Genomic DNA, 14,746 nt, shown 5'->3' on the forward strand with positions numbered 1-14,746 from the left:
CGCGGGCCGAGACGGACCGATCAGGCTCCCAACTTGTAGAGCATCAACAGGCCGAGAATGCACAGCAGCCAGATGACGCCGATGAAGATGGTGATGCGGTCAAGGTTTCGCTCCGCGACCGATGTACCGCCCATCGAGGTCGACATGCCACCACCGAACAGGTCAGACATGCCGCCACCGCGGCCCTTGTGCAACAGCACGGTCAGGCCCAGCAGCACGCTGGCCACGACCAGCACGATCGAGAGCGTCAGGATGGGCCAGCTCATCAGGGGAACCAAAGTCACCCGCACAGGTTACCCCACCAATGCCACCGGGCCACACTCGAGTGGGCCGGTTTCGCGCACAGCGCGTTCTGCCTTGCCGGGACGAGCACGTGCCCCGCTCCACAGGGGAACGGGGCACGTGTCCGGTACTGCTCTGGGCTCAGGCAGGAAGCGCGTAGAAACGCACAATGCCCGAGAACTCCTCGGGGTCGAGGCTGGCGCCGCCGACCAGGGCACCGTCGACATCGGGCTGTGCCATGATCGAGGCGATGTTGGCGGCCTTGACCGAACCGCCGTACTGGATGCGGATGGCATCTGCCGTGACCTGGTCGTACAGCGAGGCGACCTCGGCGCGGATGGCGCCGCAGACTTCCTGGGCATCCTCGGGGGTGGCGACCTCACCGGTGCCGATGGCCCACACGGGCTCATAGGCGATGACCAGACCGGCAACCTGCTCGGCCGGGATACCGGCCAGTGCCCCCTTCACCTGGGCGAGGGTGTACTCGACCTGGTTGCCCGCCTTGCGGACGTCCAGGCCCTCACCCACGCAGATGATCGGGGTGATGCCGTGCTCCAGGGCCTTCTTCGACTTGGCGTTGACCAGGGCATCGTCCTCGCCGTGGTACTGGCGACGCTCGGAATGGCCGATGGCCACGTACGAGCAGTTCAGCTTGGCCAGCATCTCGGCCGAGACCTCACCGGTGTACGCGCCCTTCTCCTGCGCCGAGACGTCCTGGGCGCCGTGAGCGATCGGCAGTCGGTCGCCCTCGATGAGGGTCTGGACGGTGCGCAGGTCGGTGAACGGCACGAGCACGACGCACTCTGACTGCTCGGTGTCCCACTGCTTGTCGTTCAGGGTCCAGGCCAGCTTCTGCACCAGGCCGACGGCCTCAACATGGTTGAGGTTCATCTTCCAGTTGCCGGCCATGATGGGCTTGCGGGTCACTTGTCCTCCTCCAGAACCGTCAGACCGGGCAGTTCCTTGCCCTCGAGGTATTCCAGCGACGCGCCGCCGCCGGTCGAGATGTGGCCGAAGGCCTCGTCGGCGAAGCCGAGCTCACGCACGGCCGCGGCAGAGTCGCCACCGCCGACGACCGACAGGCCGTCCACCTCGCTGAGTGCCTGCGCGACGGCCTTGGTGCCTTCGGCGAACTCGGCGATCTCGAACACACCCATGGGGCCGTTCCAGAAGACGGTCTTCGCGCCACGGACGGCGTCACCGAACAGCTTCTCGCTGTCGGGGCCGATGTCCAGGCCGACCTTGCCGGCGGGGATGGCGTTGGCGGGCACGACCTCGACAGCACCCTTGGGGGTCTTGTTCTCGAAGTCGGCACCGTCAGCCACGCGGATGTCGGTGGGCAGGATGATCTGCTTGCCGGCTGCGGCTGCCTCGTCCAGGTAGCGCTTGCAGGTCTCGATGTTGGTCTCGTCGACGATCGAGTTGCCGATCTCGAGGCCCTGGGCCTTCAGGAAGGTGAACAGCATGCCGCCGCCGATCACCAGGGTGTCGGCGACCTTGAGCAGGTTGTCGATGACAGCCAGCTTGTCGGCGACCTTCGCGCCACCCAGCACCACGACGAACGGGCGCTCGGGGTTGGTGGTCAGCTGGGCCAGGATGTCGGTCTCCTTCTTGACCAGGGTGCCGGCGGCGCTGGGCAGCAGCTTTGCGACGTCATAGACCGAGGCCTGCTTGCGGTGCACCACACCGAAGCCGTCCGAGACGAAGACGTCACCGAAGGCGGCGTACTTGGCGGCCAGGGCGGCGCGCTCGGTCTCGTCCTTCGACTCTTCGGCGGGCTCATAGCGCACGTTCTCGAGCAGCGCCACCTCGCCGTCGGCCAGCGAGTCCACGGTCTTGGCGGCCGACTCACCGACGACATCGCCGGCGAGCTTGACCTCGGTGCCGAGCAGCTCCGACAGGCGCCTGGCCACCGGGGCCAGCGAGTACTTGGGGTTCACCTCGCCCTTGGGACGACCCAGGTGGGCCATGACGGTGACGCGGGCGCCGGCCTCACGCAGTGCGTTCAGCGTGGGCAGTGCGGCGCGGATGCGGCCGTCGTCGGTGATGGTCTCGCCGTCGAGCGGGACGTTGAAATCACAGCGGATGACGACGCGCTTGCCGCGCAGGTCGCCAAGTTCGGAAACAGACTTCACAGCGATGCCTTTCGGGTTTCGGTGGGTGGGTACGACGAAGGGGTGGGGTGTGCACCCCACCCCTTCACTCACGGGGAAAGCTCAGAGCTTCTCGGCGACCAGCTCGGTCAGGTCGACCAGGCGGTTCGAGTAGCCCCACTCGTTGTCGTACCAGCCGACGACCTTCACCTGGTTGCCGATGACCTTGGTCAGGCCGGCATCGAAGATGCACGAGGCCGGGTCGGTCTCGATGTCCTTCGAGACGATCTCGTCCTCGGTGTAGGTCAGGATGCCCTTGAGCGGGCCCTCGGCGGCGGCCTTGATGATGGCGTTGATCTCTTCAACCGAGGTCTCGCGGCCAGCCTCGAAGGTCAGGTCGGTGGCCGACCCGGTGGGGGTGGGAACGCGCATGGCGTAGCCGTCGAACTTGCCCTTCAGCTCGGGCAGCACCAGCGAAACGGCCTGGGCAGCACCGGTCTTGGTGGGGACGATGTTCAGGGCGGCTGCGCGCGAACGACGCAGGTCCTTGTGGGGGCCGTCCTGCAGGTTCTGGTCGGCGGTGTAGGCGTGGATGGTGGTCATCAGGCCCTTGACGATGCCGATGCCCTCGTTCAGCGCCTTGGCCATGGGGGCCAGGCAGTTGGTGGTGCACGAGGCGTTCGAGATGATGTTGTGCTTGGCGGGATCGTAGTCGCCGTCGTTCACACCGATCACCACGGTGATGTCCTCGTTCTTGGCAGGAGCCGAGATGAGCACCTTCTTCGCGCCGGCCTTGATGTGGGCCTGGGCTGCGGTCGCGTCGGTGAAGCGGCCGGTCGACTCAACCACGATGTCCACACCGAGGTCGCCCCAGGGCAGGTTGGCCGGGTCCTTCTCTTCGTAGACGCGGATCTTCTTGCCGTCGACCGTGATCGACTCCTCGTCGAAGGTGATTTCGCCCGGGAAGCGACCGAGGATCGAGTCGTACTTCAGCAGGTGGGCGAGGGTCTTGTTGTCAGTGAGGTCGTTCACAGCCACGACATCCAGATCGGCGCCCTGCGCGAGCAGTGCGCGGAAGTAGTTGCGGCCGATGCGGCCGAAGCCGTTGATGCCAACCTTGACGGTCATGTGATCTCCTTCGAGAGCTCTTAGGTTTGCCCCCAGCCTAACGAATGGGTCACGGTTGTGGCGACGGGGGCCATGTGAAATTCACGCGGGGGCAGGTGTGCGACGCACGCCTGCCGTGCTGCACATTTTACCGCGGCACGACGAGCGCAGATGGGGGCCGGTTCTGACCCCGGACGCTCCTAGAGTCATCGCATGACTACCACCCCTCCCGGGCCAGTCGCGTTGACCCCGGACGACGACCCGTTCGCGCACCACGAAGGTCGTGGCGGGGTCGATGACCCCACTGTCTGGCTCGCGAGCTACCTGGCCGAGGCAGAACAGTTGGCCGCTCAGGCCGCCGCCGCCGAACAGGCCATGGCCGCCCAGCAGACCACCGTCGAGAACAAGTTCATGCGCATGTCGATGGGTCCCTCGGGCCAGATCACCGAACTGGTCTTCCAGCCTTCGGCGAACGCGGCCACGGCTGCCCAGCTGACCGAGGCCTTCCAGGAACTGCACATCGTCGCCGCCTCGGCCTCGACCCGGCAGACGATGAGAATCATGCAGTCGCTGGTCAGCCCGGACGACCCGTCGCTGCAGGCGATCGCTGAGTCCGTCTCACCCGCCGTGCGCGAGCAGATGGTCATCGACGAGGCAGCCGAACAGGCAGACCGGTCATGACCGCCCCCGACTACCGCAACCGGCCTTTCGCTGACGACCCGGACTGGGTCGCCGAAAACGGGATGACCGAACAGCCCGGCGCTCCACTGCCCACCGGTGGTGTGGGGACCACGCCGGTGCCGGGCGCCGGCTCGGCCACGTGGCAACTGGCCGAGTTCGAGGCCCATTCCAAGCGCCTGAACCGGGTGCAGGACACCGTGCACACCGTCTCGACCCAGGCCGAAGAGGCCATCGCCGGCACCCGCGATGCGTACGGCGTGCTGTTCGGCTGGGCGATCATGCCGTTCCTGAACCAGATCGGCGATGCCACCATCGACTTCTCCGACAAGCTTGCCGACGCCGTCGAGCGCAGCAGCGCCGCGATCCACCACACGATGCTCGCCTATGCCGACGCCGAAGACGCGAACCGGCAGGCGACCGCGGGCATCACCGCCGACATCCACTCCTATACCGGGGGACAGCCATGACCACCACCCAGAACGGCAACGGGCTGGCCGGCCTGCTGCAGACTGCCTCGACCGTGCTGGCCGACGGCAAGCTCGACGCCAGCGACATCCCGGCCGCCGGCAGCGGCGTGCTCGGCTTCCTCGGGGTCGACATCGATGCGGGCGGTGCGGCCGGGCAGTCGCCCCTGGGCCAACTGCTGCAACTGGTGGTCAGCAAGATCGATTTCCTGGCCAAGCCCCTCGAGAAGCTGCTGGGCAGCGCCGAACTGGTGCAGCAGCAGTCCCAGGCCTGGGTCACCGTCGGCCAGTCCTTCACCGAGGCCGGCCAGGACTACGCCGGCGGCGCGGCCGACCTGCCCCAGTGGACGGGCTCGGCTGCCACCGCCTACACCGAAGTGCGCGAGGCGGCCACGCCGATCTTCGGGCAGGCCGCACAGGGCGCGCAGTCGATGTCGATGCTGGTGGTCAAGGCCGGTGAAATGGTGGCGACCGTCCGCGCGTTCATCTGGGACATCCTCGCCACCTACATCGGTCAGGTCGTCCAGGCCGCACTCTCGGCCCTGGCCGCTGCCATCCCGAGCTTCGGCTCGTCCATCGCGGCGTTCGCCACCTGGTTCATCGGGTCGACCGCGACGATGGCGCAGAAGTTCTTCGCCATGCTGCAGAAGCTGCTGAAGGCTGCCGCCGAGTTCGGCAAGGCACTCGTCGAGGAGTCACAGAAGCTGAGGCAGTCGGCGAACAGCCTGGGCCAGTTTTCGGGGGCGCTCGCCCGCGCCTGAACCGCTCAGCGACCGGCGGCGCCCTGGTCCTCGGCCTCGTCCAGCATCGCCGTGGTCAGGTGTGCCTCGGTGTTGGGGATGCCGCGCTCCTCGGCGATCTTGTCTGCTGTGGCGAGCAGGCGACGGATGCGCCCGGCGATCGCGTCCTTGGTGAGCGGGGGTTCGTGCGCCTGGCCGAGCTCTTCGAGACTCGCGTTGCGCTGCTCGAGCCGCAGCCGCCCGGCGGCCAGCAGGTGGTCGGGAATGTCGTCGCCGAGGATCTCCATGGCCCGGGCCACGCGCGCCGAGGCCGCGACCGCCGCCCTCGCCGAACGGCGCAGGTTGGCGTCGTCGAAGTTCGCCAGCCGGTTCGCCGAGGCGCGCACCTCGCGGCGCATGCGCCGCTCCTCCCACGCCATGACACTCTCGTGCACACCCATCTGGGTCAGCAGCGCCGCGATGGCATCACCGTCACGGATCACGACCCGGTCGACACCACGCACCTCACGCGACTTGGCCGTGATGCCGAGCCGACGCGCGGCCCCGACCAGGGCCAGCGCTGCCTCACTGTTCGGTGTGGTGACCTCGAGCGACATCGAGCGCCCGGGCTCAGTGAGCGACCCATGCGCCAGGAAGGCACCCCGCCAGACGGCGACGTGGCAGCAGGTGCCCGAGCCGACCACGCTGGCGGGCAGACCACGGGCGGGGTGGCCCTTGGAATCGACCAGACCGGTCTGGCGGGCCAGTGAAGCGCCGTCCTGGACGACGCGCACGGTGTAGCGGGTGCCCTTGCGCAGACCCGAGCCCTGGATGATCAGCATCTCGGAATCGAGGCCATAGACCTCGAGGATGCCGGTGCGCAACCGGCGCGCCGCGGCCCCGGTGTCGAGCTCACACTCGATGACCAGGTGTCCCCCGCCGACGATGTGGATGCCGCCGCCGTAGCGGAGCATCGACACGATCTCGGCCCGGCGGCAGCACGGCTTCGAGACCTTGATCGTGCACAGTTCGGACTTCACCTGGGACGTCATGGCCATGGGTGAATCCTTCCACAGGCTTCAGCGTGACGCATCGGCCACGGCCATCGCGTCCTGGAAGGCCGAGGCCAGCCGCAGCGGGTCATGGCGTGGGCTGCCGTCGCGCATGGCGACGTCGGCCACCACGAGCCGGGCACCCAGTGACTCGGCGAACGCGGGCAGGTGTTTGTCGGCCTGGGCCGAGGTGGCGTCGGCGATGACCACGTCGAGGCGCAGCGTCGGCGCATGCTCTGCCAGCAGTTCGAGGTGCCGCGACGCGTTGTAGCCCGCGGTCTCGTCGGCCGGCCGCAGGTTCAGTGCCAGGATGCGCCGCGCACTGGTGCCGGTGATGGCCCGGCACAGGTCGGGGACGAGCAGGTGTGGCATCACCGAGGTGAACCACGAGCCGGGGCCGAGCACCACGTAGTCACTGGCCTCGATGGCGGCGACCGCCTCGGGGCAGGCGGGGGCATCCGCCGGAACCAGGCTGACCCGCTGCACCTGCCCCCGGGTCTTGGCGATGGTCGCCTGGCCCGCCAGTGTGCACGCCTCGTCCGGTGAGACGGGGTCAAGCCCCAGCACCTCGGCCTCGATGCCCAGCGGCACCGTCGACATGGGCAGCACCCGACCGCGAGAGTTCAACAGTTCGCCGACCATGTCGAGCCCCGCAACAGAATTGCCGAGCCGCTGCCAGATGCCGACGATCAGCAGGTTGCCGATGGCATGGCCACCCAGCGGGCCGTCACCCGGGAACCGAGTCTGCAGGATCTGCGCCCACGTGCGCCCGCTGTGGTCGTCACCGCAGAGCGCCGCCAGCGCCATCCGCAGGTCCCCCGGCGGCAGGCCACCGAATTCCTCACGGATGCGACCGGACGAGCCGCCGTCGTCGGCGACCGTGACTACTGCTGTCAGCTGGTCGGTGAGTCGGCGCAGCGCCGTGAGCGACGCCGACAGGCCGTGACCACCCCCGAGCGCCGTGACCCTGGGCAGGTGACCGAGGCTGCTCATTCAAGCCCCAGGTCGCGGTGGATGACGCCGACGTGGTAACCGGTGGCGCGCAGCCGACGGGCGAGTTCTTCGGACATGGCCGTCGACCGGTGCTTGCCGCCGGTGCAGCCGACGGCGATGGTGAGCTGGCGCTTGCCCTCGCGCACATAGCCGGGGGCCATGATGCCCATCAGCTTCTCGAGCTCGTCGAGCAGGTCACCCGCGCCGGGCTGGGCGAGCACATAGTTGCTCACCGGCTCTGACAAACCGGTCATCGGCCGCAGTTCGGGCACCCAGTGCGGGTTGGGCAGAAACCGCACGTCGAACACGAGGTCGGCATCGATGGGCAGTCCGTTCTTGAACCCGAACGACATGATCGCTATCCGCACCATCTGGTCGCGTTCGCCGCCGTAGGCGTGCGCGATGCGGCTGCCGAGCTGGTGCACGGTCAGGTTCGACGTGTCGATGACCATGTCGGCGTTGGCCCGCAGGGTCGACAGCAAGCGGCGTTCCTGGACGATGGCGTCGACCAGGCGACCGTCACCCTGCAGCGGCAGCGGACGACGTGAGGACTCCTGGCGTTTGACGATCACGGCGTCGGTGGCCTCGATGAACAGCACCTCGGGTTCGATGCCGTCCCCGGCGAGCGTGCTGAACGTCAGCGGCAGCTGCTCGACCAAGGCCGACGAGCGCACGTCCAGGATCACCGCCACCCGGTGCAGCCCGTTGACCTTCGCCACGCCCATCAGGTTTGGCAGCAGGATGGCCGGCAGGTTGTCGACCACGTACCAGCCGAGGTCCTCCATCACATGGGCGGCGGTGCGGCGCCCGGCGCCGGACATGCCGGTGATCACGACGAGACGCTGGCCCTGGCCGGCGAGGTCGGCCGAGCCGGCCGCACGCGGTGCCGGCGCCGTGGACGTCGATGTGCTGGTCAGGTCAGAGGTCACCGCTCCATCATGCCGCACGCCCTGCCCCGAGGGGGCGCCCGCGCCGCTCAGTTCTCGAGCACCTCGCCCGTGGTCAGGTTCACCGCCACCTGCGGCGTCTCGTCGGCCATGGCGTCGTGGACGGCCGTCGCGAGGGTGGCGCCGAACCCGGGCACCTGCGCGATCTCGTCGACAGTGGCACTGCGCAGCTTCTTCATCGACCCGAAATGTGTGACCAGGGCCTTGCGGCGCACCTCGCCCAGCCCCGGGACCGCATCGAGCGCCGACTGCAGCATCGCGGTGCTGCGGCGCCCGCGGTGGTGGGTGATGGCGAACCGGTGCGCCTCGTCACGCAGCCGCTGCAGCAGGTAGAGGCCCTCGCTGGTGCGCGGCAGGATCACCGGGAACTCTTCGTCTGGCAACCACACCTCTTCGAGGCGCTTCGCGAGCCCGACCACCGCGATGTCGGTGATGCCCAGGTCGTCCATGGCCCGCTGTGCGGCGGCGACCTGCGGTTGGCCGCCGTCGACGACGATCAGGGCCGGCGCATAGGCAAACTTGCGCGGTGCCCCCGTCGTGGCGTCGACCAGGGCGGGGCCATCGGCGGCGTCGGCCCGCAACGACTCGCGGTCATCGAGCAGGCGCTTCAGGCGCCGTGTCACCACCTCGTGCATGGCGCGCACGTCGTCCGAGCCCTCGAAGCTGCGGATGATGAAGCGCCGGTACTCGGACTTGCGGGGCAGGCCATCCTCGAAGACGACCATCGAGCCGACCACCTCGTGGCCCTGGGTGTGGCTGATGTCGAAGCACTCGATGCGCAGAGGCGGTTCGGGCAGCGCCAGCGCCCGCTGCACCTCTTCAAGCGCACGGTTGCGGGTGGTGAGGTCGCTGGCCCGCTTCATCTTGTGCTGGGCCAGCGACTCTGCGGCGTTGCGGGCGACGGTGTCCATCAGGGTGGCCTTGTCGCCGCGCTGCGGCACGCGGATCGTCACCCGGCTGCCGCGCACGCTGCTGAGCAGGTCGGCCATCACCTCGCCCGAGGTGGGCAGTTCGGGGACGAGGATCTCGCGCGGGATGGGCGAACCCTCGCCCGGGTCTGGGGTGGCATCGCCGTAGAGCTGCAGCAGGAATGCCTCGACGAGGTCGCCGAGGGGTCCGTCGTCGGCACGGTCGGCGATCCAGCCCCGCTCGCCGCGCACCCGCCCGCCACGCACATGGAACACCTGCACCGAGACCTCCAGGGGGTCGTCCGCGATGGCGATGACGTCGGCATCGGTGCCGTCGGCGAGCACGATGGCATTCTTCTCGGTGGCCTGGCGCAGGGCGAACAGCGAATCGCGCAGCACCCCGGCCCGTTCGAACTCGAGGTTGTCACTCGCCTCTTTCATGCGCCGCTCGAGGCGGCGGGTCAACTGCTGGCTGCGACCAGCCATGAACGAGCAGAAGTCGTCGACGATGTCGCGGTGGTCCTCGGGGCTGATCCAGCCCACGCAGGGGGCCGCACATTTGCCGATGTGTGCCAGCAGGCAGGGTCGTCCGCTCGCCTTCGCCGAGTTGAACACCCCCGACGAGCACGACCGCATGGGGAACACACGCAGCAGCAGGTCGACCGTCTCGCGGATCGCCCAGGCCTGGCCGAACGGGCCGTAGTAGCGGTTGCCCTTCTTCTTGGCACCGCGGCCCACGAACACGCGCGGCACCTCTTCTGACCACGTGACGCACAGCCACGGGTAGGACTTGTCGTCGCGGTACTTGACGTTGAACCGGGGGTCGTACTGCTGGATCCAGGTGTATTCGAGCTGCAGCGATTCGAGTTCGTTCTGCACGACGGTCCACTCGACCTTGGCGGCGGTGCGGACCATCGTCTGGGTGCGAAAGTGCAGGCCGGCAGGGTCAGCGAAATAGGAGTTCAGCCGCTGGCGCAGATTCTTGGCCTTGCCGACGTAGAGCACCGTGCCATGGGCATCCACGAACCTGTACACCCCGGGGTCGGTGGGGATGGTTCCCGGCGCGGGGCGGTACGTGGACGGATCAGCCATGCAGACGAGTCTAGGTCGCCCCTCTGACAGGCCCGGACGGCCCGATTAGTCTGTGTTTCAACCTCAGAAAGGCACCCCATGACGCCCGACCGCAGACACTTCATCCAATGGTCGCTGGCCGCCGCCGCGACCACCGCGGGGCTCGCGGGCTGCTCCGGTGGGGGATCTGGCATGCCGGCCAGCAGGGCCACCGGCCCGGTCACCGTGAAGGTGTCAGACGTACCGTCCGGTGGTGCGGTGATCCTCAAGGGCAAGGGTTTCGTCGTCGCGCAGCCGACGGCCGGTGAATTCAAGGCCTTTGACGCGATCTGTACCCACCAGGGCTGCGAGGTGAGCAACATCGACGGCGCCGACATCGTCTGCGGCTGCCACGGGTCACGGTTCAAGGTGGCGGACGGGTCGGTGGTGACCGGCCCCGCCCCGACGGGCCTGGCCGCGGCAAAGGTGACCCGCGACGGGGACACCCTCACCGTGACCGAGGCCTGACGGGCCTCAGAACTTCGGTGTCTTCGGCACCCGGGAGCGGGTGCTGGTGGCCCTGGCGGTCGTCTTCTTCGCCGCCGTCTTCTTCGCCGTCGTCTTCTTCGCTGCGGTCTTCTTGGCCGCGGTCTTCGCAGGAACGTCAGCGGTTTCCCCGTCCAGCAGGCTTGGTTCGGCTGAACCGACGGGCACCTCGACGCCCTTCAGCACGTCCGCAAGGAAGTGCCCAGTGTGCGACTCGGGGTTCTTGGCGACCTGTTCTGGGGTGCCCTGGGCCACGACGAGCCCGCCGCCCGAGCCGCCCTCTGGACCCATGTCGATCACCCAGTCGGCGGTCTTGATGACGTCGAGGTTGTGCTCGATCACCACGACGGTGTTGCCCCCGTCGACCAGCGCCCCCAGCACACCCAGCAGCTTGCGGATGTCTTCGAAGTGCAGGCCTGTCGTGGGTTCGTCCAGCACATACATGGTGCGGCCCGTCGACCGCTTCTGCAGTTCGGCCGACAACTTGACGCGCTGCGCCTCACCCCCCGACAGTGTCGTCGCCGGCTGGCCCAGCCGCACATACCCCAGGCCGACCCGGTCGAGGGTCTTCATGTAGCGGTGGATCGAACCGATCGGCTCGAAGAAGCCCACCGCCTCTTCGATGGGCATGTCGAGCACCTCGGCGATGTTCTTGCCCTTGTAGGTCACCTCGAGCGTCTCGCGGTTGTAGCGGGCGCCGTGGCACACCTCGCACGGCACGTAGACGTCGGGCAGAAAGTTCATCTCGATCTTGATGGTGCCGTCGCCCATGCAGTTCTCGCAGCGACCGCCCTTCATGTTGAACGAGAACCGGCCCGGCTGGTAGCCGCGCACCTTGGCCTCGGGGGTCTGGGCGAACAGGGTGCGGATCTTGTCGAACACGCCGGTGTAGGTGGCAGGGTTCGATCGCGGGGTGCGCCCGATCGGCGACTGGTCAACGTGGATGATCTTGTCGATGTGGTCGGCACCATCGATGCTGCGGTGGCGTCCCGGGATCGCCTTGGTGCGGTAGATCCGCTTCGCCAGTGCCTTGTACAGGATCGAGTTCACCAGCGACGATTTGCCCGACCCGGACACCCCCGTCACGGCGATGAACTGGCCGAGCGGAAAGCTGACTGTCACATTGCGCAGGTTGTTCTCGGACGCCCCCTGCACCGTCACCATGCGGCCGGTGGCGGGCCTGCGGGCCGCCGGCAGCGGGATGCTGCGTCGTCCTGACAGGTACTGGCCCGTGAGCGACTCCTCGCTGTCCAGCAGTTGCTGCACGGGGCCGCTGACGACCACTCGGCCGCCGTGCTCGCCGGCGCGCGGGCCGATGTCGACAGCCCAGTCGGCCACCCGGATGGTGTCCTCGTCGTGCTCGACCACGATGAGCGTGTTGCCCAGGTCGCGCAGCTTGAGCAGCGTCTCGATGAGCCGGCGGTTGTCGCGCTGGTGCAGTCCGATCGACGGCTCGTCGAGCACGTAGAGCACCCCGACCAGGCCCGAGCCGATCTGCGTGGCCAGCCGGATGCGCTGCGCCTCGCCGCCGGACAACGTGCCGGAGGCCCGCGACAGCGTCAGGTAATCGAGGCCGACGTCGAGCAGGAAGCGCAGCCGCAGGTCGATCTCTTTGAGCACGAGCGCACCGATCTTGCGTTCGCGTTCCGAGAGTTCGAGGCCTTCGATGAACGCCGAGGAATCCTTGATCGACATGGCCGAGAGTTCGGCGATGTTCTTGCCGCCGACCGTCACCGCCAGCGACGAGGGCTTGAGGCGGGCCCCCTGGCAGACGCTGCACGGGATCTCGCGCATGTACTCGCCGAACCGCTCACGCATCGCATCCGATTCCGCATCAGCGTGGCGCCGTTTGACGTAGTGGATCGCGCCCTCGAACTTCTGGGTGAACGAGCGCACGCGTCCAAACCGGTTGCGGTACCGCACGACGACGGGGTCACCGACGCCGTTGAGCAGCACCTTGCGCGCCTTGGGGGTCAGGTCGCGCCACGGGGTGTCGACCCGGAACCCCTCGTTTTCACTGAGCGCCTCGTAGACGTGCTCGAAGTGCGAAGCCACTTGCGGGGTGTTCCAGACGGCGATGGCACCCTGGGCCAGGCTGAGCGAGTCGTCAGGCACGAGCAGGTCGGGGTCGACCTCCATGGTGGTACCGAGACCGGTACAGGCGGGGCAGGCACCCCAGGGGGCGTTGAACGAGAACTGGCGTGGTTCGAGCTCTTCGATCGAGATGTCGTGCTCATTGGGGCACGCCAGCTTCTCGGAATAGCGGCGCTCACGCTGGGGGTCGTCGGTCGGCAGGTCGACGAACTCGACACCGACCACGCCGTGGGCCAGGTTGAGCGCCGTCTCGACCGAGTCGGTGATGCGCTGCTTGGCCGAGGCCTTGATGGCGATGCGGTCGACCACCACGTCGACATCATGCTTCTTCTGCTTGTCGAGCGTGGGCGGGTTGGTCAGCTGGATCGTCTCACCGTCAACCCTGGCCCGGCTGAAGCCCTGCCCTGACAGGTCTGCGAACAGGTCGACGTATTCGCCCTTGCGGCCACGGACCACCGGCGCCAGCACCTGCAGGCGCGTGCCCTCGTCCAGGTTCATCAGGCGGTCGACGATCTGCTGTGGCGTCTGCCGGGTGATCGGCTCGCCGCATTCGGGGCAATGGGGGTGGCCGACCCGCGCATACAACAGGCGCAGGTAGTCGTGCACCTCGGTGATCGTGCCCACGGTCGAGCGCGGGTTGCGGCTGGTCGACTTCTGGTCGATGGCCACCGCGGGGCTGAGGCCCTCGATCAGGTCCACGTCCGGTTTGTCCATCTGGCCCAGGAACTGGCGCGCATAGGACGACAGCGACTCGACATAACGGCGCTGGCCCTCGGCGAAGATGGTGTCGAACGCCAGGGACGACTTGCCTGACCCCGACAGCCCCGTGAACACGATCATCGCGTCACGGGGCAGGTCGAGGGAGACGTCACGCAGGTTGTGGGTTCGGGCACCGCGGACGACAAGACGTTCATTCACGCCTAGCATCGTATGCGCTGGCACTGACAAAACCTGACCGCGAAGATGGCGGACGATGGGTTCGGAGCCCACCAAGGGGGCGGACCGATGGGCATTGTGCACGGTTGAGCACTACGGTGGAGGACATGGACGCACCCGGGAGCACCGAAGGAGACCACGCGGTGGCCCTCGACGTGGCTGCCGTGCGCCACCGCAAGATGGAGGCGACGCAGCACTTGTTGGGCGCGACGATCCGCCTCAGTGACCAGGAATGGCAGGCGCCGAGCCTGTTGCCGGGCTGGACCCGGGCCCATGTGGCCACGCACCTCGCCCGCAACGCCGACGGCCTGCGCCGGGTGTTGCGCGGGTACCTGGACGGCCTGCCCGTGGGCATGTACGACTCGGAACAGCAGCGTGAACGCCAGATCGAACGTGGCTCGGAACGCCAGGGGCTCGACCTGCAAATTGACCTCGACACCTCTGCCGGTGCGCTGAGCGAGACGATGGCCGAGGTGTTGGCGCTTCCCCGCGAACGACTCGCGGACGGGATCAACCTGCGACCCGGGATCACGGTGCCGGTCGGTTTCGTACCGTTGGCCCGACTGTCCGAGGTGGTGCTGCACTGTGTCGACCTGGGCGTCGGCTACCGCATTCGCGACATCGAGCCCGACATCGCCCGATGGGCGCTGGAATGGCACACCTACCGGCTCGCCGACCGCGACACGCTGCCGGTGCTCGAGATCACGTCGTCGTCGGGCCTGAAGGCCACGATCGGGCAACTCGGTGAGCCGACGCGAGTGCAGGGCAGCGACCGCGACCTGGTCGGCTGGCTCACCGGCCGCAGCGACGGCAGTGGCGTGGCCGGATCTGATGACGTCGTCCTGCCGCTTGTCGGCTGACGCCCACCCACCAC

The 14,746-nt window shown here is 67.9% G+C and carries 14 protein-coding genes; 5 read left to right on the forward strand and 9 right to left on the reverse strand.

Annotation, left to right across the window (positions count from 1 at the left end):
• Positions 1 to 20 precede the first annotated feature (20 nt).
• The 4 genes from secG to gap form a co-directional block, all read right to left on the reverse strand.
• Positions 21 to 266: a preprotein translocase subunit SecG gene (secG, locus tag ACQCX5_RS12510; protein ID WP_434542421.1), complete on the reverse strand. Its 246-nt coding sequence runs from the start codon at positions 264 to 266 to the stop codon at positions 21 to 23.
• A 157-nt stretch (positions 267 to 423) separates the two neighbouring features.
• Positions 424 to 1,209 carry a triose-phosphate isomerase gene (gene tpiA, locus ACQCX5_RS12515; protein WP_434542360.1) on the reverse strand — a complete coding sequence of 262 codons (786 nt, stop codon included), beginning with the start codon at positions 1,207 to 1,209 and terminating at the stop codon, positions 424 to 426.
• A complete protein-coding gene (locus ACQCX5_RS12520) occupies positions 1,206 to 2,417 on the reverse strand; it encodes a phosphoglycerate kinase (RefSeq protein ID WP_434542361.1) in 1,212 nt (403 codons plus the stop codon). The genes tpiA and ACQCX5_RS12520 overlap by 4 nt, the downstream gene beginning before the upstream one ends.
• 81 nt (positions 2,418 to 2,498) lie before the next feature.
• Positions 2,499 to 3,503, reverse strand: a complete 1,005-nt coding sequence (gap, locus tag ACQCX5_RS12525) for a type I glyceraldehyde-3-phosphate dehydrogenase (protein WP_434542362.1) — start codon at positions 3,501 to 3,503, stop codon at positions 2,499 to 2,501.
• Positions 3,504 to 3,695: 192 nt separating this feature from the next.
• Here gap and ACQCX5_RS12530 point away from each other — a divergent pair, with 192 nt between their 5' ends.
• Genes ACQCX5_RS12530 through ACQCX5_RS12540 form a run of 3 tightly spaced genes read left to right on the forward strand, consistent with a single transcriptional unit; the run spans position 3,696 to position 5,388 of the window.
• Positions 3,696 to 4,163, forward strand: a complete 468-nt coding sequence (locus ACQCX5_RS12530; RefSeq protein ID WP_434542363.1) for a hypothetical protein — start codon at positions 3,696 to 3,698, stop codon at positions 4,161 to 4,163.
• Positions 4,160 to 4,630: a hypothetical protein gene (locus ACQCX5_RS12535; protein ID WP_434542364.1), complete on the forward strand. Its 471-nt coding sequence runs from the start codon at positions 4,160 to 4,162 to the stop codon at positions 4,628 to 4,630. Before ACQCX5_RS12530 ends, ACQCX5_RS12535 begins: the two co-directional genes overlap by 4 nt.
• Positions 4,627 to 5,388: a hypothetical protein gene (locus tag ACQCX5_RS12540; protein WP_434542365.1), complete on the forward strand. Its 762-nt coding sequence runs from the start codon at positions 4,627 to 4,629 to the stop codon at positions 5,386 to 5,388. Before ACQCX5_RS12535 ends, ACQCX5_RS12540 begins: the two co-directional genes overlap by 4 nt.
• A 5-nt stretch (positions 5,389 to 5,393) precedes the next feature.
• On the opposite strand, the gene whiA is transcribed toward ACQCX5_RS12540, so the two are convergent.
• From whiA to uvrC, 4 genes are all read right to left on the reverse strand, one after another.
• On the reverse strand, positions 5,394 to 6,404 hold the full coding sequence (whiA, locus tag ACQCX5_RS12545; RefSeq protein ID WP_434542366.1) for a DNA-binding protein WhiA: 1,011 nt from the start codon (positions 6,402 to 6,404) through the stop codon (positions 5,394 to 5,396).
• Between the two features lie 21 nt (positions 6,405 to 6,425).
• Positions 6,426 to 7,391 carry a gluconeogenesis factor YvcK family protein gene (locus ACQCX5_RS12550; protein ID WP_434542367.1) on the reverse strand — a complete coding sequence of 322 codons (966 nt, stop codon included), beginning with the start codon at positions 7,389 to 7,391 and terminating at the stop codon, positions 6,426 to 6,428.
• Positions 7,388 to 8,224 (reverse strand): RNase adapter RapZ, encoded by an 837-nt coding sequence (gene rapZ, locus ACQCX5_RS12555; protein WP_434542422.1) that lies wholly within the window; start codon positions 8,222 to 8,224, stop codon positions 7,388 to 7,390. The genes ACQCX5_RS12550 and rapZ overlap by 4 nt, the downstream gene beginning before the upstream one ends.
• Before the next feature lie 143 nt (positions 8,225 to 8,367).
• Positions 8,368 to 10,338: an excinuclease ABC subunit UvrC gene (uvrC, locus tag ACQCX5_RS12560; RefSeq protein WP_434542368.1), complete on the reverse strand. Its 1,971-nt coding sequence runs from the start codon at positions 10,336 to 10,338 to the stop codon at positions 8,368 to 8,370.
• 78 nt (positions 10,339 to 10,416) lie between these two features.
• On the opposite strand from uvrC, the gene ACQCX5_RS12565 reads away from it, so the two are divergent.
• Positions 10,417 to 10,824, forward strand: coding sequence for a ubiquinol-cytochrome c reductase iron-sulfur subunit (locus tag ACQCX5_RS12565; RefSeq protein WP_434542370.1), 408 nt, complete (start codon positions 10,417 to 10,419; stop codon positions 10,822 to 10,824).
• 6 nt (positions 10,825 to 10,830) lie between these two features.
• Here the strand turns inward: ACQCX5_RS12565 and uvrA are convergent, their stop codons facing one another.
• Positions 10,831 to 13,863, reverse strand: a complete 3,033-nt coding sequence (gene uvrA, locus ACQCX5_RS12570) for an excinuclease ABC subunit UvrA (protein ID WP_434542423.1) — start codon at positions 13,861 to 13,863, stop codon at positions 10,831 to 10,833.
• 116 nt (positions 13,864 to 13,979) lie between these two features.
• Between uvrA and ACQCX5_RS12575 the strand changes: the two genes are divergently transcribed.
• Entirely contained in the window at positions 13,980 to 14,732 is a 753-nt protein-coding gene (locus ACQCX5_RS12575; RefSeq protein WP_434542371.1) for a maleylpyruvate isomerase family mycothiol-dependent enzyme, read from the forward strand.
• Positions 14,733 to 14,746: the final 14 nt, after the last annotated feature.

The organism is Aestuariimicrobium sp. G57 (assembly GCF_050110855.1).
In the GTDB taxonomy this organism is placed as follows: domain Bacteria; phylum Actinomycetota; class Actinomycetes; order Propionibacteriales; family Propionibacteriaceae; genus Aestuariimicrobium.